Below are 18,120 nucleotides of genomic sequence, written 5' to 3'. Positions count from 1 at the left end.
GGACGAGCAGGGCGGCACCCGCGACGCATACATCGGATGTCAACTCTTGTTAAAGGCAGGTTTCGGTGCTATCTCCTAAGGTCAAGGTTTCCGTGTGATCGGAGAGATCCGTGACCCACCCCCCACGACGCCGCCTCGACTCCGTCCTGTTCGCCGCACTGCTGCTCGCCACCGGACTGCCCGCCCCCGCCCAGGCCGTCATCGACGACCGTCAGACACCCGATGACTTGACCCTCTGGTACGACCAGCCCGCCACCGACTGGGAGACCCAGGCGCTGCCCATCGGCAACGGCCCGCTGGGCGCGATGATCTTCGGCGGGGTCGGTTCCGAGCGGATCCAGTTCAACGAGAAGACGTTGTGGACCGGCGGCCCCGGCTCCCCCGGCTACGACTTCGGCAACTGGAAGTCGCCGCGCCCCGGCGCCATCGATGACGTGCGGCGCCAGATCGACCGCGACGGCCGGATGAGCCCCGAGGACGTCGCGGCCAAACTGGGCCAGCCCAAGACGGGGTTCGGGGCGTACCAGACGTTCGGCGACCTGCATCTCGATCTTCCCGGCGCACCCGCCGACGCCTCCGCCTACCGGCGCGAGCTGAGCCTGCGCGAGGCCGTGGCCCGGGTCGGCTACACCGCGGGCGGCGTCCGCTACTCGCGCGAGTACTTCGCCAGCAATCCGGGCAACGTGATCGTCGGCCGGCTGTCGGCCGACCGGCCCGGCAAGGTGTCGTTCACGCTGCGCCACAGCTCGCCGCGCGACGACAAGACGGTCACCGCCGCCGGCGGCCGGCTCACCATCCGCGGGCAGCTCAGCGACAACCGGCTGCGGTTCGAGGCGCAGGTGCAGGTGATCGCGCAGGGCGGCACCCGTACGGACGCGGGGGACGAGATCACCGTCGCCGGCGCCGACAGCGCCGTCTTCGTGCTCTCGGCCGGCACCGACTACGCCGGCGCCTACCCGGCCTACCGGGGCGCGGACCCGCACGCCAAGGTCACCGCGGCCGTGGACGCCGCCGCGGTCAGGAGCTACGAGCAGCTGCGCCGGGCGCACACCGCCGACTACCGCGAGCTGTTCGACCGGGTGAAGCTGGACCTCGGCGGCACGACGCCCGCCGTCCCCACCGACCGGCTGCGCAAGGACTACACCGGCGGCGACGCCGGCGAGGACCGGGCGCTGGAGGAGCTGTTCTTCGCCTACGGCCGCTACCTGCTCATCTCCTCCTCCCGCGAGAACGACCTGCTGCCGGCCAACCTCCAAGGCGTCTGGAACCACTCCACCAGCCCGCCCTGGTCGGCCGACTACCACGTCAACATCAACCTGCAGATGAATTACTGGCTCGCCGAGCAGACCAACCTGCACGAGACGACCACTCCGTACGACCGCTACATCTCCGCCATGGTCGCCCCCGGCCGCATCACCGCGCGGGACATGTACGGCGCGCGCGGCTGGGTGGTCAACAACGAGACCAACCCCTACGGGTTCACCGGCATGCACGACTGGGCCACCGCCTTCTGGTTCCCCGAGGCCGCCGCCTGGACCACCCAGCACCTGTACGACAGCTACCGCTTCACCGGTGACACCGGTTACCTGCGCGACACCGCGTACCCGGTGATCAAGGGCGCGGCGGAGTTCTGGCTCGACTTCCTGCACACCGACCCGCGTGACGGCAGGCTGGTCGCCTCGCCCAGCTACTCCCCCGAGCACGGCGACTTCTCGGCCGGCGCGTCGATGTCGCAGCAGATCGTCCGCGAGGTGCTCACCAACGCCCTGGCCGCGGCCGAGAAGCTGAACGTGGACACCGGCTTCCGCGCCGAGGTGCGCGCCGCCCTGGCCAAGCTCGACCCCGGCCTGCGCGTCGGCTCGTGGGGCCAGCTGCAGGAGTGGAAGAGCGACTGGGACGCAAGGTCCGACACCCACCGGCACGTCTCCCACCTGTACGCCCTGCACCCGGCCAACCAGATCGCCGCGGGCACGCCGGAGGCCGAGGCGGCCAAGGTCACGCTGACCGCGCGCGGCGACGGCGGCACCGGCTGGTCCAAGGCATGGAAGATCAATTTCTGGGCGCGGCTGCTGGACGGCGACCACGCCCACAAGATGCTCGCCGAACAGCTCAAGAGCTCCACCCTGGACAACCTCTGGGACACCCATCCGCCGTTCCAGATCGACGGCAACTTCGGGGCCACCTCGGGGATGGCCGAGATGCTCGTGCAGAGTCAGCACGACGTCGTCCACGTCCTGCCCGCCTTGCCCTCCACCTGGAAGAACGGCTCCGTGACCGGGCTGCGCGCCCGCGGGAACGTCACCGTGGACGCCACCTGGAAGGGCGGCGCGCCCGACACCGTCACCGTGCGGCCCGGCAGGTCCGGCCCGCTCAAGGTCCGGTCGCCGTTCATCGCCGGCCGTTACCGCGTCCTGGACGAGCGGGGCCGCGTGGTCGAGCCGCGCCGTGACGGCGACACCCTCACCTGGAACGCCCGCGCCGGTCAGGCGTACACCATCCAGAACGAGGCCGCCGTCGCCCTGGAGGCGCCCGCCACCGCCGTCCCGGGCACCCCGTTCGAGGCGCGGGTCACGGCGACCGCCACCCGGCGGCGCGCCGTACCGGCCGCCGACGTCGCCCTCACCGCGCCCGCGGGCTGGACGGTCGAGCCGGCCACCCGCCACCTGCCCGCCACCGGCCCCGGCCGCACGCGCACCGCCGTCTTCACCGTCACCCCCGGCCCGGCGGACGGCTCCCGACGCGCCGTGCTCACCGGCTCGGTCACCGGGTCGTGGCGGAGCTCGGTGACCGCCGTACTCGGGCTCGACCCCTGCCCGCCGCCCGAACCCGGCTCTCTTCTGGTCGCCTGGGACCCGGAGGAGGGCGGCACCGTCGCCGACACCTCCGGCAACGGCCGCGACGCCACCGTCACCGGCACCCCCGCCTACGACACCACCGCACCCACAGGCAGCGGCCTCGTCCTCGACGGCGACACCTACCTGACGACGGGCGCGACCACCCTCGGCCTGGTGCGGGAGGCCACGTTCGCGGCCGAGGTCAAGATCGCCGGCTCCGGTTACCGCCGCCTGTTCGACTCGCAGGTGTCCGGCGACCCCGGCACCGATGGCGTGCTCATCGACGTCACCCCGGACAACACGCTGCGCTTCATCGGCGCCGGCGCCAACACCGCGTTGAACGCCACCCTGCCGACCGGCCGCTGGATCGACGTGGTGGTCACCCTCGACCGCACCGGCACGCTCACCGCGTACGTGGACGGCGAACTCAGGGCCACCGCCCAGACCGGCACCGACGGCATCACCGGCTGCACCGCCCGTTCCCTGCGCTTCGCCGCCGACCAGAACGGCGGCCAACGCCTGACCGGCGCCGTGGACCGAGCCGCCATCCTCGCCAGAGCCCTCTCCGCTGCGGAGGTGAAAACCTGGCAGACCCTGACCTTCAAGTAACCGACGCCGACCAGCGTCCATCCCCCGATGGTTACGATCGCCGGGTGATCTCTGGACGCTTACGCTCGCTGCAGCGTCGCCCGACCGCCACGGGCGGCACAGCGGCCACGCCCATCATCGACTGGCGGCATCCTCGGGTGCTGGACCTGCTGGACGAAGCACGGGACCTCGACGGGCGGGCGTTCCTGATCGCGGCCCACCGGCTCGTCGCGGCCCGCGTCCGCCCGGTCTACGCGATGAACGAACGGCGTCCCGTCTCCACGACCCTGCGGCTGGGCCAGGGGTCCTGCAGCCAGCGACTGGCCCTGCTGGAGGGCCTGGCCCGGGGTCGCGGCATCCCCACGCGGGTGAGGGGTCTGCTGCTCGACGGGCGTTTCTGGCATGCGCGCCTCCCCCGGCTGCGCATGCTGATCCCCCGGCACGTGATCCTCGCCTGGCCGGAGTTCCTCCTCGGCGACCGATGGGTGTCCGTCTCCGAGTTGTACGGCGATCTCGACGCCCTGCGAGCAGGAGGCCGGTTCACGAACACGGCCGGGGAGACGCTCTTCGACGCGGTCGCGCGCACCGCCGTGGACTGGGACGGCGCCACCTGCCCCGCCTGCGACCTCTCCGGTCACGTCCGCGCCGACCTGGGCTTCTTCGACTCCCGCGACGACCTGTTCGACGAGCACGGCCAGACCCTGTGCGCGCCCGTGCGCGTCCCCGCGGATCTGGTCATGCGCTGCCGGGCGGCCTGACCTTGCTGACCGCGCTATCGCCGCGCTAACGGCCCGCCAGTGCCTGTCCCGATAATCGCCGATACGTCAATCGGTAAAGGGATACGAGGAGGCAGAACGTGAGAACGCTCATCGACCGGGCGCTAGCGCTGGTACTTCCTGAGGTGAAGGCGGCGGCCGTGTGCGGGTACCAGTACCAGTGCCGCCCGGGCGGGTGGAGCAGGCGGCTGTGCTGCTCGTCCTCCGCCGACAACTGCTCGCCCTGGAAGGTGCTCACGCCCGCCTGCCCGTAGGGAGAGACGGGACCGGCCCGTCAACGTGGCCTCGCGCCCCTCGGCGGGCTGGTCACCGGCACGACGACCGACCACCCGATCGCGTACGCGACGGCGAAGGCTCCGAGGACGAGCATGATGCCGGCGGTCCCGATGGTCGCGGCCATGGGTGCGACCGGGAGCGTGGACACCCCCTGGCGCCCGGCCGGGAAACTGAAGACGAGCACCGTCACGGGCCCGGCGGTCACCGGGTGAGGTGGCGTCCGCCCGCGACGGAGACGATCTCCCCGTTGACGTGCCCGTTCGCGGCCGAGCCGAGATAGGCGACGGTGGAGGCGACGTCCTCGGGGGTGCAGATGCGGCGGGTGGGTGTCATGGCGGCCTCGGCGTCGACGACCTCCTGCCCGAAGCCTGGAGTGTTCAGTGCCCGTTCGGTGAGGGTGAAGCCCGGTCTGACGACGTTGGTGAGGATGCCGTACGGGGCCTCACGGGACGCGTACACCCTCGCGGCCGTCTCCAGCGCGCCCTTCGCGGCCGGATACGCCACTCCCGCCGGCATGGGCTGGGCGACCACGTCCGACGAGAGCACGACCACGCGGCCCCAGCCGGCCGCCCGCATGCCGGGCAGCGCGGCGTCGATCACGGTCAGCGTCCCGGTCACGTTCGCGGTGAAGTCGCCGGTCAGGCTCTCCCAGGTCTCGGGGGCCCGGGCCGGCCAGGAGACGGCGTTGGCGACCAGGACCGCGACACCGCCCAACTCCTGCTCCACCTGACGGGCGGCCGTCCGGATCGAGTCCTGGTCACGCTGGTCGAGCCGGACCGCGATCGCCCGGCCGCCCGCCGCCGTGATCGTGCCGACGAGGCCGTGGGCCCGTTCTTCGCCGCTGTGCCAGGCGACGGCGACCGAGGCTCCCTCCTGTGCCAAGGTCATCGCGATGGCGCCGCCGATGGCGCCCGACGCCCCTGTGACCAGCGCGACGCGTCCGTGCAGTCCGAGGTCCATCTCTCCTCCATACATAGTCGGCTATCTAATAGCCGACTATATACCACGATAGACTGAGGGCCATGGAGGCAAGCGAGGGGATGCGCGTCAATCGAGCGCTGAACAAGATGAGCAAGCTCTACCGCGCCGCCAAGGCCCGCAAGCTCGCGGCGCTCGGCCTGCATCCCGGCCAGGACGTGCTGCTGTGGGTGCTGGCGCAGGAACGCGACGGCATGACGGTCTCGCAGCTGGCCGCCCGGCTCGGCGTCGAGCAGCCGACCGCCACCCGCAGCCTCGCCCGCCTGGAGACCGGCGGCTGGTTCCGGCGCGAGCCGGTCGCCACCGATCGCCGTCAGGTGCGCGTCGTGGTCACCGACGCCGGCCACGCGCTGGTGCCGGAGATCGAGCGGGCGTGGGCGGAGCTGGCCGAGGAGGCGCTGGGCGAGGTGGGCGCGGAGCAGCGCGCGATCGTGCTGCACGCCCTGGAGCAGGCGAACGACCGACTCCGCGCCTCGGTCGGGGAGGCGGTCCTGGCCGAGGAGTGACCCGAACGGCAGGCTCAATCGGAAAGGCCGTTCTGGTCGAAAGTGACCCGAACGGCAGGCTCAATCGGGGAGCGAGCCGAGGATCGTCATCGGCACGGGCGCCGGGCTCAGGCTCGCTCGACGGTGCCCGACGCCAGGTCGACGAGATGCGCGTCAGGGAAGCGGAGGTCCGCCCAGAAGTCGCCGGGGCGGTCCAGGCCCAATCGCGCCGTCACCCAGACGGTCATCGCCATGCCGTGCGTCGCCACCACGAGCGGCCGCCCGCCGGCCAGGGCGAGCTGCTCGGTGATCCCGGCATCGAAGCGTTCGGCGACCTCGGCCCGGGCCTCCCAGTCCGGGTGGTCCGCGCCGTCCACGTAGGCGCGCCGCAGCTCGCGATAGCCGCCTTCCCACGGCTCCACGCGGGCGACCTCGCCGAACCGTCGATCGCGCGTGACCGCGTCGTCGCCGCCCAGGGTCTGCCACGCCTTCACCTCGTCGCTGGAGACGAGCCGGGCGTCGCCGGGCAGCCGGCCGACCAGCCGGCGGGCCGCCTGCCACCCCTCGGCGCTGAGCGTCCACGCGTGCGGCGGTACGTCCGGGCCGTAGGCGGGCATGGCATGGCGGACCAGGAGCAGCACCCGAGGAACCCTACCGGCTCGAAGCCCCGAGAGCCGCCGCCAGCCACCCCGCGAACGACGCGAACTCGCCCGTGTCAGGCGGGAGGTCGTTGATCACGGCCACCAGGGACACGTACCTGCCGTGACTCGCGTCGTACCGATGCGACTCCTCGGGCTCCTCCCGTTCGAACTGCTCGGCCATGAGGAACCCCGTGGCCATGCGGGCGCGCGACTCGGCCGTGGACCGCGTGCCGACGGCCTCGGCGGCCGCCGCCGCCATCCGTACGACCAGGTCCTGCGCCTGTGGCGAGTCCGCCCGCAATCCGGAACGGAACGCCGCCATGACCTCCTCCATGATCGCCGTCCCCGTCTCGTAGATGAAGTCCTGTACGGGCGCGGCGGCCAGATCCCGCCCGGGAGAGGTGGAGTAGGTGTCCTGGAGGTAGGAGCGGACCTTGTTCCTGAACTCCGCGCCCTGGACCAGGTCGGCCAGCTCGATCCAGGCTTCGAGCTGGACGAGCGTCGGATCCTCCGGCAGGCGCGGCCGCATCGTCCGCAACCGGTCCACGAAACCGGCCGGCACGTCGAGTCCTTCGGCGACGTCGTTCCAGAAGTCGTCCACGAGCCGCTCGCGCTCCTCGTCCGGCATCGAGACGAGCTTGCGCATCAGGGCCGCCTGGTCGGCGGTGCCGCCCTGCTTGACCAGGGTCCGCAGCACGGCCCGCCGGGCCCGCAGGCCGCGTTCCTGACGTTCGACGATCTCCAGGTGCGCCACGAGGAGGTCGTGCAGCGACGTCTCACCGTCGAGCAGCCGGCGGATGTCGTCCAGGCCGGCGTCCAGGTCCCTGAGGGTGCGGATGAGCTCCAGCCGCGCGATGGCGCGGACGTCGTACAGGCGGTGGCCGGCGTCGGTCACGCGGGTCGGCGCGACGATGTCGACGTCGGAGTAGTACCGGATGGCGCTGACGTTCAGACCGGTGCGGCGGGCCACATCCCCGATCGAATACAGCTCGTTGTCGTCCATACCGTCACTATCGGATCTCAAGCCGCTTGAGGTTCAAGTCCCATCGAACCGTACGAGCGGGCTCTCGTAGGGTCGGATCATGGAACCTGACGCACTCCATCTGGACCGCGCACGTGCCACCTCCTTCGGCTCGGTGGCCGAGCAGTACGACCGGCACCGCCCGCAGCCCCCGGACGAGCTGATCGACGACCTCATGGCGGACCGTCCGGCGCGCGGCCTCGATGTCGGCTGCGGCACGGGAAAGGTGGCCAGGACGCTGGCCGGCCGGGGGCTGGCCGTGCTGGGCGTCGAGGTGGACGAGCGCATGGCGGACGTCGCGCGGGGCCACGGCGTCGAGGTGGAGGTCGCCCCGTTCGAGACCTGGGACGACGCGGGCCGCCGCTTTGATCTCATCACCTGCGGCGACGCCTGGCACTGGATCGACCCCGAGGCCGGCACCGCGAAGGCCGCACGGGTGCTGGCCCCCGGCGGTCTCATGGCCTGGTTCTGGAACTCCTCGCACATGGAGGAGCCGATGGCCGCCGCGTTCGCCGAGGTGTACGCCCAGCACGCGCCGGAGATCGTCTGGGTCTGGGGGCCACGCGACACGACCCGTTCAGAACGCGTACCGGCGTCGGCCCGTGACGCGTTCACCCCGATCGAGGAGCAGGTCTACCGGCAGGAACGTGTCCTTACCGCCGACCAGTGGACCGGGCTCGTCGCCACGTCGAGCGACCACCTCCGGCTCGGGCCCGACCGGCTCGCGGCGCTGCTCCTGGTGGTAGGCGAGACGATCGGCTCCCTGGGCGGTCACGTGCACCTGCACCATGAGACCACGACCCTGCTCTGCCGGCGCCGGTCAGGCTGAGGTCCTGCGGCGGTTCACCGTCTCCTGGCCGGCGTGACGCCGTCGCGGACCGGCAGCATCACGCTGTCCAGCCGGTCGTCACGGGCCGAAGCCTCGTTCACCTGCCGCATCGCCCGGTGATGGTCCCCGTCCACGCCGGCCCGCCACTCGGCCGGGTCCGGCCGCTCCGGCAACCCGCCGGAACCTTCTGCACCTCATCGCCCACACCACGTTGTCGGACCGCGCCATTCCGAAGTTCCGTTCCGCGCGGTGAGACTCCCCATACGTCTGCCGGCGGCTCAGCGGCGGACGCGGTAGCGGATGTGGGTGGCCTCCGGTGTGTCGATCACGCGGACGATCTCCATCTCGACCTCCGCCGGCAGGATGTCGAACAGCCGGCGGCCACGGCCGAGCAGCACCGGGACCAGATGGATCTGCACCTCGTCCAGCACCCCGGCCTCGATCGCCCGTTGCCCCGTGTACGCGCCCCGCACCTGCACGTCCCGGCCCCCGGCGGCGGCCTTCGCCTGCGCCATCGTGCTCTCGATCCCGTCGGTCACGTACGTCACCAGCGGATAGCCCCAGCGGGCGGCCGGGCCCGGCGGCCGGTGACTGGGCACGAAGATCGGCATACCGTTGTGATCACCACCCCAGTGGTCCATGAGCTCGGCCGTCCGCCGTCCCGCGACCACCGCCCCGGCGGCCCGCCATTCCTCCGCGAACCTTTCGCCCGGCTCCCCCTTCGCGTCCGCCCATCGGTGCAACCGCTCGCCGTCGTCGCCGCCGAGGAAGTCGTCGGGATCGGCGATGTACCCGTCGAGGGACACCGACATGTCGAGCACGGATATGGACACTGTGACCTCCTGCGGTCTCGATCCGGGATCTCCCGGTGGATCACGCTCGCGCGATCGCCATCGTGGCGGACCTGGGGTGACAGAGTGGTGTCAGTCCAGTGACACTCCCCTTTGGACCGGGCGTGTGAAGGAGAGTGATGCGCGTGCTGGCCGTCGAACTGCTCGGGCCGCTGCGCGTTTCCGTGTCCGGGCTGCCGGTCGAGCTGCCCCCGGCGCGGCAGCGCGCGTTGCTGGCGGTGCTGGCGATGTCGGCGGGCCGGGCCGTACCGGCGGAGAAGCTGGTGAGCGCGGTGTGGGGCGCCGATCCGCGCGGCGACCCGCGGGCCAACCTCCGTACCACCGTCAAGCGCGTACGCCGCGCGCTGGGCACCGCCGAACTGATCGCGGCCCGGCCGGGCGGCTACCTGCTGGCGGCCGAGCCCGATCAGGTGGACGCGCTGCGCTTCGGCCACCTGGTCGACGAGGCCGCGGCGGCATCCGATCCGGCGGCCGAGCGGTCCCGGCTGGCCGAGGCGCTGGCGCTGTGGCGCGGCACCCCCTTCGACGGGATCCGATCGGACTGGCTGGAGCACTTCGCGGCCCCCGCGCTGCACGATCGGTACCTGAGCGCGCTGGAGCGCCGGGTCGATCTGGACCTGGCCCACGGAACGCGGCCGGACCCGGCCCCGCTGGCCAGGGCCGCCGACCGGCACCCGCTGCGCGAATCGTTGTGGGCGCGGCTGCTGCGGGTGCTGGAGTCGTCCGGCCGTCCCGCCGAGGCGCTGGAGCGGTACGAGACGATCCGGCGCCGGCTCGCCGCCGAACTGGGCGTGGACCCCAGCCCTGAGCTGCGGCAGGTCCACGCCGACCTGCTCACCGCAGGCGCCCCGGCAGCCGGGCGCACGATGCCCGGCCCAACGCCCGCCGCAGGCGCCCCGGTGGACGGGCGCAAGGTACCCAGTCGACTGCCCGCCGCCGACGCCCCGGCGGCCGGAAGCACGGTGCCCAGTCAGCTGCCCGCCGCCGTCATCGGGTTCGCCGGGCGGGAGGCCGAGCTGGCGGCGCTGGACGCGCTGCTCGGGTCACCGGAGGAGACACGGTCCCCGGCACCGTCGATCACGGTCATCTCCGGCACGGCGGGGATCGGGAAGACCACGCTCGCGGTGCACTGGGCACACCGGGTCGCCGACCGGTTCCCGGACGGCCGGCTCCATGTCGATCTGCGCGGATACGACCCTTCTGGGGAGGCGGTACGACCGGCGACGGCCGTCCGCGCGTTACTGGACGCGCTGGAGGTGCCGCCGCACCGGATCCCGGACGGCCTGGACGCGCAGACCGGCCTCTACCGCAGCCTGCTGGCCGGACGGCGCATGCTGGTCCTGCTGGACAACGCCCGCGACGCCGGCCAGGTCACCCCGCTGCTCCCCGGGGCGCCCGGCTGCCTGGTGCTGGTCACCAGCCGCGATCACCTCACCGAGTTGGTCATGACGTACGGCGCGCGTCCGCTCCCCCTCGGCCTGCTGCCGCCGGACGAGGCGAGGCGGCTGCTGTCCGCCCGGCTCGGCCAGGAGCGACTCACCGCCCGGCCCGACGCCGTCGAGCAGATCGTCCGCCGCTGCGCCGGACTGCCGCTGGCGCTCGCGATCGTCGCCGCCCGCGCCGCGATCCACCCCGCGCACCCGCTCGACGCGCTCGCCACCGAGCTCCGGGACACCCTCGGGGCCTTGGACCGCGTCGCCGGCGTACGGGCGATCTTCTCGTGGTCGTACGACTCGCTCGGCGACGCCGCGGCACGGCTGTTCCGGCTGGTCGCCGGGCTGCATCCGGGCCCGGACAGCACGATCGCCGCCGCTGCCAGCCTGGCGGGCCTTCCGATCTCCGAGGTACGGGCGCCCCTGGCCGAACTGACCAGCGCCAACCTGCTCACCGAACCCGTCCCCGGCCGCTGGTCCTGCCACGATCTGCTGCGCGCCTACGCCTCCGAGCTCTGCCAGGCCCACGACGCGGACCGGGACGCCGCGCGGCGCCGCCTCATCGACCACTACGCCCGTACCGCGTACGCCGCCCATCGGTTGCTCGGCGGCGACGCGGAAGGGGACACGGAGGGAGGAGTGCAGGAGGACGTCGAGACCGTCGGCGCCGCCGCGCCGGCGACGGGCGTGTGTGTCACCGACCTGGGCGGACGGGACGCGGCGGCGGGCTGGTTCGCGGCCGAGCGCCCCGCCCTGCTCGCCGTCCTGGAGCAAGCCGCCGACCTGGGCCTGGACCGGCAGGTCTGCCACCTGGCGCGGGCGATGTTCGTCTTCCTGCACGGACAGGGCTTCTGGCACGACCGGGCCGAGACCCAGCAGGCCGCCGTGGCCGCCGCCGTGCGGCTGGGCGACCCGGTGGAGGAGTCCCGCGCGTACCGCAACCTGGCCTTCGCGCTGGCCGACCTGGGCCGCTTCGACGACGCCCACCACAACCTCGACGCCGCCCTGCACCGAGCGCGTGACGACCTCGCCGGTCAGGCGTGGACGCACTACCACCGCGACATCGTGTACGCCCTCCAGGGCAGGCAGGCCGACGCGCTCGACGCCGCCCGCCGCGCCCACGACCTGTTCGAGCGGCTGGACCACCAGGCGGGCCGGGCCATCGCGCTCACCGATCTCGGCTTCCACCACGGCCGCCTGGGGCACCACGCCCGGGCCCTCGAACTGTGCGAGCAGGCCCTGCTGCTGCACCAGCGGCTGGGCAACCGCCCCCATGAGGCCCACACCTGGTCGTGCCTGGCCGACACCCGGCTCCAGCTGGGCGACCCGGCCGGGGCCGTCCCCTGCTACCGCCGGGCCCTGGGTCTGTTCCGCGAGTTCGGCGACCCGTACGCCGAGGCCAGCACCCTCGCCCACCTGGGCGCCTGTCATCACCTCGCCGGCGACCACCCGGCCGCCCACGAGCACTGGCGTCACGCCCACACGCTGCTCGGCGACCGCGACTCCTCCGCCACCGATCAGATCCACACCCAGCTGGCGATCATCGACCGATCCGCCGCCGACGCCTTCCGTCACCGACGCTGACGACCGGTCAGTCGCCAAGCCGTCAGTCGCCGGGTGGTCAGCGGCCGGGTGGTCAGCGGCCGGGCGGTGGTGTGGCGTCGCCGATCTCATCGGCCGAGGGGTCCGCCACGACCTCGCACGGCGCGACGGGCCCGGTCGTCAGCCGCCCGCTGAACTGCCAGGCGACCCCGGGACGCTCCACCGTGGGCGCGACCGGATTCTCCATGACCTCGATCATCGCGATCTGGCCCGGCCGGATGTGGCGGGGGTAGATGGTGATGCCGTCTCGCGGGCGAATCGCCTGGGCAGAGGGCGTCCGGCCCAGTCTCTCCCGAACCCTGGCCCGCACGGCGGCATCATCGCTCGCCAGTTCCTCCTTGCTCACGTCGACCTGGTCCTCCTTGAGGAAGGGCGCCCTGGCGTTCCCGCAGCGCCGGCCAAGAGGCAGATAGGTGATGTCGGCCGTCACCCCCCAATCCTTCAGCTCCCTCTCGACCTGCGCGGGGTCCCTGAAGTCGTAGATCTTGAGGTTGATCGACCCGTCCTGGTTCTTCGTCAGGGCGTAGGCCGGCTCGGCGGAACCGAGTAGAGAGGGCACGGCCACACCCACCGCGACGGCCGCCGCCACGGCCGCGCCCACCGCGAGCCGCCGCGCGCCCAGGAGCGGAAGCGGCCTCCTCCGGCCTCGGCCAGGCGATGTCCCCGTCGCCTCCTGAACGAGGCGGAGTCGCTGCCGGGCCAGGGACCCGGGCGGCTCGTGCTCCAGCTCTCTGATGAGCGTCTTCAGTTCATCCATGACCGTGCTCCTCCAACGGGTTGATTCCGCCCAGCGCGTGGCGCACCTTGCGCCGGGCGCGATTGAGCCGTGACTTGACCGTGCCGACCGGGATGCCGAGCGCGCGGGCCGCTTCGTCGTACGTCATGTCGCTCCAGGCGACCATGAGCAGAACGTCGCGATCGCCCCGCGACAGCTTCGCGAGCGCGTCCAGCAGAGCGGTCCGCGACCCTCGCGCGGTCAGATCGCGGGCGATCGCCTCTTCCGGCCCCTCCACGGGCTGGGCCGGGCTCTGCCGTTCCAGCGCGCGGTAGCGGCTGACCTCGCTCCGGCGGTGGCCGGTGACGAGTTTCGTCGCGATGCCCAGCAGCCAGGGCCGGGCGTCACGGTAGGCGATGTCGTACGTGTGCCGCCGTCGGAACGCGATCAGGAACGTCTCTCCGACCAGGTCCTCGGCGAGTTCCCGGCCGAGGCGGAAGGAGACGTACCGGTAGAGCGTCGCGGCGTAGCGGTCGAACAGGGCGGAGAACTGCTCCGGATCATCGAGGGAACGCGTGATGATCTCGGCGTCCACCACCAGCGGCGACGTGTCCGTCACCACGGCTGATCTGCTTTCGTCACTGGACTCCCTTCGAGATGTCACCTGTGTCTTGTCGCGAGAGGCTCAGGTGTTCACGGACGGGCGCCACCGGTCTGGTAAACACACGCCCATGACCTCGCTCACGTCCCAGCACCTGCGGATCCTCGCTACCGCGTTCGTCATCGAGCAGTTGCCGCACGACGCGTCGCCCGGTGACGGCTGGCAGGTGCTCGTCCGCGCGCCCGAAGGGCTGACCGTCGTGCGCGAGGCACCTCCCGCCGGACCGCCCGAGGAGGAACGGTGGATCGCCTTCTACGGCGGTGCCACGGCCCACGACCTGGACGTCCCCGGGATGCTGGCGGCGATCGTCGAGCCCCTGGCGGAGGCGGCCGTTCCGGTGTTCGTCGCCTCGACCGTGCACGCCGATCTGGTGCTCGTTCCACGGCAGCGGAGGGAGCGGGCCGTCATGGCGCTGCGGGAAGCGGGACACCAGGTGGAAGAGCAGAAGTGACCACGCCGCCGGACAGCACGGAGGCCCGTCCGGCAGCTCGGACGGGCCTCATCGGCTCGGGTGCGCTCAGTCGTTTCGGGGCGTACGGAACTCCTCGATCAGCACCGGATACTGCTCGCCACCATGCCCGGCCGCGATCGAGCGGTCGGCCATCGCCTTGATCAGCTTCGGCAGCTCGGCGTTGACCCCCACCGCCTCGCTCTCCTCGATCAGATGGGACATCGCCCGCACGTCGGTCTCCAGGGCCGACACCTCGGCCGGGAAGGAGCCCCGGTCGATCTGCTCGGCGTACCCGGGCAGCCAGTCGGCCACGCCGGCGGCCAGCTGCCGCGCGAACGGCGCGAACGTGACGGCGTCGACCCCGGCCGTTCCGAGCAGGGCCGTGCCCTGCAGCCAGGCGTTCAGCACGCTCCACATCATGGCGAGACCGGCCACGTCGTACAGGGAGGCCAGTCCATGGTCCGCCCCCAGGTAGGTGACGGTGCCGAGCGCGTCGAGCGCCCGCCTGTGCGCGTCGAAGTCCGGCTGCGGCCCGCTGTGCAGAATCACCGCCTCGGGGGTGCCGATCGCCGGGGGGATGGCCATGACGGCGCCGTCAAGGTAGCGGGCGCCGCGCTGCTCGGCCCATCGGGCGGCCTGCCTGGCCTGCGCCGAGTCGCCTGAGGTCAGGTTGATCAACGTCGTGCCGTCCAGCTCGGTTTCATCCGCGCCGAGCAGCTCGTACACGGCCTGGTAGTCGGTGACGCAGATGATCGTCAGAGAGCTCGCCCTGATCGCCTCGCCGACCGTCGGCGCCAGTCGCGCGCCCCGGTCCACCAACGGCCCGGCCTTGGCCGGCGTACGGTTCCACACGGTCGTGGGATGCCCTGCTTTCAGGAACGCGCCGGCGAGCGCCCGGCCCATCAGTCCGAGTCCGATGACGGTCACGGGTGTATCGGTTCTGCTGTTCATGGCAGCATCGTCAACGTTGATACCGGTCTGAAGGTCAAGTGAGGGTTCGATGTTGATCGGGGAACTGAGCCGCCGGACGGGCGTGAACGCCCATCAGTTGCGTTACTACGAGGCCCAGGGCCTGCTGGACGCGGAACGCGGCGCGAACGGCTACCGCGAGTACGACGACAGCGCCGTGCTGCGGGTCAAGCAGATCCGGCATCTGCTCGGCGCCGGTCTGTCCTCGGAGGACATCGCGTACCTGCTGCCCTGCGCGGTCGGCGAGGCCCCGGAACTGCTCGGCTGCCCCGAACTGGTGGCCGCCATGCGCTCCCGGCTGCGGCGACTGGACGACCAGCTGGACAGACTCGCACGATCCCGCGACGCTCTCGCCGACTACATCGACGCGGCCGACCGCATGGCCGGCGCGAACTACCCGCCCTTCGACCATGCCTGCCAGGAGCCCGTCCCCGCCTGAGCGATCTCTGGTCGGCTCACGCCTCCAGCGCGGTCTGGGCGGCCGGTTCGTGGTGCGGAACGGCCAGGTCGTGAGCGGTGCGGGTCAGCCAGATCATGAGCAGCACGTTCGCGATCACACTGGGCACCTCGTCTACGCCCGCCTCGCCCGAGAACGGCATCACAGCCAGTGTCAGCAGAATTGGCGCCACCAGGGAGGCCGTACCGTACGCGAAGGTCGCCCTCCCCCAGCGGTCATCGCCCCATTGGGCCCGCAGGACCAGCGCCAACCAGATCAGGCTGGCCAAGCCGCAGAACGTTGCCGCCCGGTCCAGGGCAGGCACGCCAACGAGGTCGAACAGGCCGATGACGGTGAAACCGCCGTACCCCAGCGCTCCCAGGCCCCGCGTGAACATCTGGTCGCCGTCCAGCACCCGCGTGAACCGCAGCACGACCACCCACATCGCGGCGGAACTGATCACTATCCCGACTTCCCAGCTCAACGACGCGGTGACGTGGAACAACCACGTCGCCGCCGCCGCGACGTAAAGCGCGATGCGCAACCGCACGATGTCCTGATCCTGCTCGGCCGCCGACCCCGCCGCCGGCCCGCGCAGGCTCTGCCAGATCGCCCACGTCCAGGCCATCCCGGCCAGAACCGGGACGAGCAGACTCTGCGGCGTCACCACGGCCCCTTCGGCCACGGGCACGAACAGCGTCACCCACCACAACGGACCGAGGTCTCCGGAGACCAGGGTGACGACGAGGGCGACCGCCAGCGCGGCGCCGTACAGACTCGTGAGGATCAGGGCAGGCAGGGCCGAACGATGGCGAGATAACACGAGACGCATCCTGGGGGGTTCGGAGGCGATGAGAACAAGCGCCCCACCCTACAGGCGATCATGACAACCGTCACCACCTCCCCGAGCCCGTCACACCCACGACACGGTGGCTTCCGTAAATGGCTCCCCTCCGGAAGAGGAGAGATGCCTATGATCAGCGTCAGTCGATGATCAGCGATAGCGCATGCGGGGAGATATCCATGTTGAGATTATGGGCCATCGTGCTCCTCACGGCGGGATCCCTCTATCTGCTCGTAAGTGGTGCGGCAGCGGTCCAGCGTGTCATCTCTGGCGAGGGACTTCTGCCCATCGAGACCCTCGAAGTCGAACCCGACGCAGTTCGCGAGGTCAGCAGCATCGGTACGGTCGTGGCGCAGACGACAGTGGATCCCTTCTATGAGCGCACCGTCCAGGTCAGCAATATTCTGATCATGGACGTCGGCGCTTCATCCTACAAAGAAGCTTCCGCCACAGCTCGTACTGCTCTGGAAGGACATGGCTGGGTGAAGTCGGCTGAGCCGATCACCGATCACATCTACATGGAATCGCCCGAATGGGCCTTCACATCCTTGAGCATCGCACCCATCCAAGACCTCGCGGGCTGGGGCGCCGACGTGCCCGATTCGGTCATGGAGTCACCGAGAGCAGATGCGTACGTGCTTATCGACATGACGCCCTTGCAGTAGTCGCCTGGCAGCCGGTCCGCAGGTGCGGCCCGAGGAGTTCCCGTTCCTCAACGACGTGCGCGGACACGACGACGCGGTGGTGCAGGCCCGATCGGCGGCCGACCCCGACGGCTTTCCTTGGGTCGACGGGTGATCGGGGCGGTTCAGCTCGGCTGCCGTGAGTTCGCGCGGCCGGGCGGCGGAGTGGCCGCGAGGCTGGCCAGCAGCTTGAGCCGTTCCTCGGAGGTGCTGCCCGGTTCGGCGGTGTAGATGGTGAGGTCGTACGCCACCCGGCCGGACAGGGGCAGGTTGAGCGACTGGTAGGTCAGCTCCAGGTCGCCGACCTGCGGATGCCACAGCCGCTTGCTGCCGTCGTGTCGGAGGCGTACGTCATGGTCGGCCCACCGGCCGCGGAAGTCGGTGCTGAGCGTGGACAGTTCGCCGATGAGGTCGCGCAGGGCGCGGTCATGAGGCGCGCGGCCGGCCTGGGCGCGCAGCAGCGCGGCGGCGATGACGGCGGCGTCGTCCCAGTCGGCGAAGAACCGCCGCGAGTCGGGGTCGAGGAAGATGTAGCGGGCGATGTTGGGGCGGTCGTGCCGGACGGTGGCGGGGCTGTCGAAGATCGGCGCGTGCAGGGCCCGGGTCAGCGCGTTGCAGGCGACGATGTCCTGACGCCCGTTGCGTACGAACGCCGCCGCCATCGTCATGGCATCCAGCATCCACTGGACCCGCGGCGGCACCTGGGCATCCGAACGGCGCGCGGGCGCGCGACGGGCGGGGCGGGCAGCGTGCGCCAGCGTGAACAGATAGGCGCGTTCGTCCTGGTCCAGCCGCAGCGCCTGGACCACCGCGTCGAGCACGTCGTCCGATACACCGCTGATGTGGCCTTTCTCCAGCCGGGTGTACCACTCGGTGCTCACCCCGGCCAGCACCGCGACTTCTTCACGCCGCAGCCCCGGCACCCGGCGGCGGCCGCCGGCGGGCAGCCCGACCTGCTCCGGGGTGAGCCTGGCGCGCCGGGTGACGAGGAAGTCCCTGATCTCCGCGCGGTGCTCCATGCCTTCCACGGTAACCGCGGCCGGCCGC

The 18,120-nt window shown here is 71.6% G+C and carries 20 protein-coding genes; 9 read left to right on the top strand and 11 right to left on the bottom strand.

Annotation, left to right across the window (positions count from 1 at the left end):
* Nucleotides 1-110: 110 nt before the first annotated feature.
* From OIE67_RS53640 to OIE67_RS53630, 3 genes are all read left to right on the top strand, one after another.
* Nucleotides 111-3,443: a glycosyl hydrolase family 95 catalytic domain-containing protein gene (locus OIE67_RS53640; RefSeq protein WP_326634883.1), complete on the top strand. Its 3,333-nt coding sequence runs from the start codon at nucleotides 111-113 to the stop codon at nucleotides 3,441-3,443.
* 44 nt (nucleotides 3,444-3,487) lie between these two features.
* Complete coding sequence (locus tag OIE67_RS53635) at nucleotides 3,488-4,180, top strand: transglutaminase domain-containing protein (protein WP_326634882.1); 693 nt, start codon at nucleotides 3,488-3,490, stop codon at nucleotides 4,178-4,180.
* 98 nt (nucleotides 4,181-4,278) lie between these two features.
* Nucleotides 4,279-4,452, top strand: coding sequence for a hypothetical protein (locus tag OIE67_RS53630; RefSeq protein WP_326634881.1), 174 nt, complete (start codon nucleotides 4,279-4,281; stop codon nucleotides 4,450-4,452).
* A 20-nt stretch (nucleotides 4,453-4,472) separates the two neighbouring features.
* Here OIE67_RS53630 and OIE67_RS53625 read toward each other — a convergent pair whose 3' ends face one another.
* Together OIE67_RS53625 and OIE67_RS53620 are read right to left on the bottom strand one after the other, a co-directional pair.
* The gene (locus OIE67_RS53625) at nucleotides 4,473-4,679 is read right to left on the bottom strand and encodes a hypothetical protein (RefSeq protein WP_326634880.1); all 207 of its coding nucleotides are present in this window, start codon (nucleotides 4,677-4,679) and stop codon (nucleotides 4,473-4,475) included.
* Nucleotides 4,676-5,434 (bottom strand): SDR family NAD(P)-dependent oxidoreductase, encoded by a 759-nt coding sequence (locus OIE67_RS53620; RefSeq protein ID WP_326634879.1) that lies wholly within the window; start codon nucleotides 5,432-5,434, stop codon nucleotides 4,676-4,678. The genes OIE67_RS53625 and OIE67_RS53620 overlap by 4 nt, the downstream gene beginning before the upstream one ends.
* A gap of 62 nt (nucleotides 5,435-5,496) precedes the next feature.
* Between OIE67_RS53620 and OIE67_RS53615 the strand changes: the two genes are divergently transcribed.
* A complete protein-coding gene (locus OIE67_RS53615) occupies nucleotides 5,497-5,958 on the top strand; it encodes a MarR family winged helix-turn-helix transcriptional regulator (protein ID WP_106240350.1) in 462 nt (153 codons plus the stop codon).
* Nucleotides 5,959-6,065: 107 nt separating this feature from the next.
* Here OIE67_RS53615 and OIE67_RS53610 read toward each other — a convergent pair whose 3' ends face one another.
* Together OIE67_RS53610 and OIE67_RS53605 are read right to left on the bottom strand one after the other, a co-directional pair.
* On the bottom strand, nucleotides 6,066-6,578 hold the full coding sequence (locus OIE67_RS53610) for a histidine phosphatase family protein (protein WP_326634878.1): 513 nt from the start codon (nucleotides 6,576-6,578) through the stop codon (nucleotides 6,066-6,068).
* Nucleotides 6,579-6,588: 10 nt separating this feature from the next.
* Nucleotides 6,589-7,581, bottom strand: a complete 993-nt coding sequence (locus OIE67_RS53605) for a MerR family transcriptional regulator (protein WP_326634877.1) — start codon at nucleotides 7,579-7,581, stop codon at nucleotides 6,589-6,591.
* 79 nt (nucleotides 7,582-7,660) lie between these two features.
* On the opposite strand from OIE67_RS53605, the gene OIE67_RS53600 reads away from it, so the two are divergent.
* A complete protein-coding gene (locus OIE67_RS53600; protein ID WP_326634876.1) occupies nucleotides 7,661-8,428 on the top strand; it encodes a class I SAM-dependent methyltransferase in 768 nt (255 codons plus the stop codon).
* A gap of 14 nt (nucleotides 8,429-8,442) precedes the next feature.
* Here the strand turns inward: OIE67_RS53600 and OIE67_RS53595 are convergent, their stop codons facing one another.
* The gene (locus OIE67_RS53595) at nucleotides 8,443-8,601 is read right to left on the bottom strand and encodes an O-methyltransferase (RefSeq protein WP_326634875.1); all 159 of its coding nucleotides are present in this window, start codon (nucleotides 8,599-8,601) and stop codon (nucleotides 8,443-8,445) included.
* Nucleotides 8,602-8,706: 105 nt separating this feature from the next.
* Complete coding sequence (locus tag OIE67_RS53590) at nucleotides 8,707-9,261, bottom strand: dihydrofolate reductase family protein (protein WP_326634874.1); 555 nt, start codon at nucleotides 9,259-9,261, stop codon at nucleotides 8,707-8,709.
* 137 nt (nucleotides 9,262-9,398) lie between these two features.
* Here OIE67_RS53590 and OIE67_RS53585 point away from each other — a divergent pair, with 137 nt between their 5' ends.
* Entirely contained in the window at nucleotides 9,399-12,296 is a 2,898-nt protein-coding gene (locus tag OIE67_RS53585) for an AfsR/SARP family transcriptional regulator (protein ID WP_326634873.1), read from the top strand.
* Nucleotides 12,297-12,348: 52 nt separating this feature from the next.
* Here OIE67_RS53585 and OIE67_RS53580 read toward each other — a convergent pair whose 3' ends face one another.
* Together OIE67_RS53580 and OIE67_RS53575 are read right to left on the bottom strand one after the other, a co-directional pair.
* Nucleotides 12,349-13,071 (bottom strand): hypothetical protein, encoded by a 723-nt coding sequence (locus OIE67_RS53580; protein WP_326634872.1) that lies wholly within the window; start codon nucleotides 13,069-13,071, stop codon nucleotides 12,349-12,351.
* Nucleotides 13,064-13,651 carry an RNA polymerase sigma factor gene (locus OIE67_RS53575; protein ID WP_326634871.1) on the bottom strand — a complete coding sequence of 196 codons (588 nt, stop codon included), beginning with the start codon at nucleotides 13,649-13,651 and terminating at the stop codon, nucleotides 13,064-13,066. Before OIE67_RS53575 ends, OIE67_RS53580 begins: the two co-directional genes overlap by 8 nt.
* Nucleotides 13,652-13,760: 109 nt before the next feature.
* Here OIE67_RS53575 and OIE67_RS53570 point away from each other — a divergent pair, with 109 nt between their 5' ends.
* A complete protein-coding gene (locus OIE67_RS53570) occupies nucleotides 13,761-14,141 on the top strand; it encodes an ACT domain-containing protein (RefSeq protein WP_326634870.1) in 381 nt (126 codons plus the stop codon).
* 66 nt (nucleotides 14,142-14,207) lie between these two features.
* Here OIE67_RS53570 and OIE67_RS53565 read toward each other — a convergent pair whose 3' ends face one another.
* Nucleotides 14,208-15,092: an NAD(P)-dependent oxidoreductase gene (locus OIE67_RS53565; RefSeq protein ID WP_326634869.1), complete on the bottom strand. Its 885-nt coding sequence runs from the start codon at nucleotides 15,090-15,092 to the stop codon at nucleotides 14,208-14,210.
* 49 nt (nucleotides 15,093-15,141) lie between these two features.
* On the opposite strand from OIE67_RS53565, the gene OIE67_RS53560 reads away from it, so the two are divergent.
* Complete coding sequence (locus OIE67_RS53560; RefSeq protein ID WP_326634868.1) at nucleotides 15,142-15,549, top strand: MerR family transcriptional regulator; 408 nt, start codon at nucleotides 15,142-15,144, stop codon at nucleotides 15,547-15,549.
* Nucleotides 15,550-15,565: 16 nt separating this feature from the next.
* On the opposite strand, the gene OIE67_RS53555 is transcribed toward OIE67_RS53560, so the two are convergent.
* Nucleotides 15,566-16,378 carry a hypothetical protein gene (locus tag OIE67_RS53555; RefSeq protein WP_326634867.1) on the bottom strand — a complete coding sequence of 271 codons (813 nt, stop codon included), beginning with the start codon at nucleotides 16,376-16,378 and terminating at the stop codon, nucleotides 15,566-15,568.
* A 158-nt stretch (nucleotides 16,379-16,536) separates the two neighbouring features.
* Between OIE67_RS53555 and OIE67_RS53550 the strand changes: the two genes are divergently transcribed.
* The gene (locus OIE67_RS53550; RefSeq protein WP_326634866.1) at nucleotides 16,537-17,055 is read left to right on the top strand and encodes a hypothetical protein; all 519 of its coding nucleotides are present in this window, start codon (nucleotides 16,537-16,539) and stop codon (nucleotides 17,053-17,055) included.
* Nucleotides 17,056-17,198: 143 nt separating this feature from the next.
* On the opposite strand, the gene OIE67_RS53545 is transcribed toward OIE67_RS53550, so the two are convergent.
* Nucleotides 17,199-18,092: a helix-turn-helix transcriptional regulator gene (locus OIE67_RS53545; RefSeq protein WP_326634865.1), complete on the bottom strand. Its 894-nt coding sequence runs from the start codon at nucleotides 18,090-18,092 to the stop codon at nucleotides 17,199-17,201.
* Nucleotides 18,093-18,120: the final 28 nt, after the last annotated feature.

This window comes from Nonomuraea fuscirosea (assembly GCF_035917475.1).
Classification (GTDB): domain Bacteria; phylum Actinomycetota; class Actinomycetes; order Streptosporangiales; family Streptosporangiaceae; genus Nonomuraea; species Nonomuraea fuscirosea.
The sequence above is the reverse complement of the archived record's forward strand: the minus strand, read 5'-3'. Positions and strand labels throughout refer to the sequence as shown.

Bases quoted from the DNA above. Each gene is read 5' to 3' on its own strand.
- OIE67_RS53620 (WP_326634879.1), bottom strand. From the start codon at position 5,434: ATGGACCTCGGACTGCACGGACGCGTCGCGCTGGTCACAGGGGCGTCG.
- OIE67_RS53615 (WP_106240350.1), top strand. From the start codon at position 5,497: ATGGAGGCAAGCGAGGGGATGCGCGTCAATCGAGCGCTGAACAAGATG.
- OIE67_RS53605 (WP_326634877.1), bottom strand. From the start codon at position 7,581: ATGGACGACAACGAGCTGTATTCGATCGGGGATGTGGCCCGCCGCACC.
- OIE67_RS53600 (WP_326634876.1), top strand. From the start codon at position 7,661: ATGGAACCTGACGCACTCCATCTGGACCGCGCACGTGCCACCTCCTTC.
- OIE67_RS53585 (WP_326634873.1), top strand. From the start codon at position 9,399: ATGCGCGTGCTGGCCGTCGAACTGCTCGGGCCGCTGCGCGTTTCCGTG.
- OIE67_RS53580 (WP_326634872.1), bottom strand. From the start codon at position 13,071: ATGGATGAACTGAAGACGCTCATCAGAGAGCTGGAGCACGAGCCGCCC.
- OIE67_RS53570 (WP_326634870.1), top strand. From the start codon at position 13,761: ATGACCTCGCTCACGTCCCAGCACCTGCGGATCCTCGCTACCGCGTTC.
- OIE67_RS53565 (WP_326634869.1), bottom strand. From the start codon at position 15,092: ATGAACAGCAGAACCGATACACCCGTGACCGTCATCGGACTCGGACTG.
- OIE67_RS53560 (WP_326634868.1), top strand. From the start codon at position 15,142: ATGTTGATCGGGGAACTGAGCCGCCGGACGGGCGTGAACGCCCATCAG.
- OIE67_RS53555 (WP_326634867.1), bottom strand. From the start codon at position 16,378: ATGCGTCTCGTGTTATCTCGCCATCGTTCGGCCCTGCCTGCCCTGATC.
- OIE67_RS53550 (WP_326634866.1), top strand. From the start codon at position 16,537: ATGATCAGCGATAGCGCATGCGGGGAGATATCCATGTTGAGATTATGG.
- OIE67_RS53545 (WP_326634865.1), bottom strand. From the start codon at position 18,092: ATGGAGCACCGCGCGGAGATCAGGGACTTCCTCGTCACCCGGCGCGCC.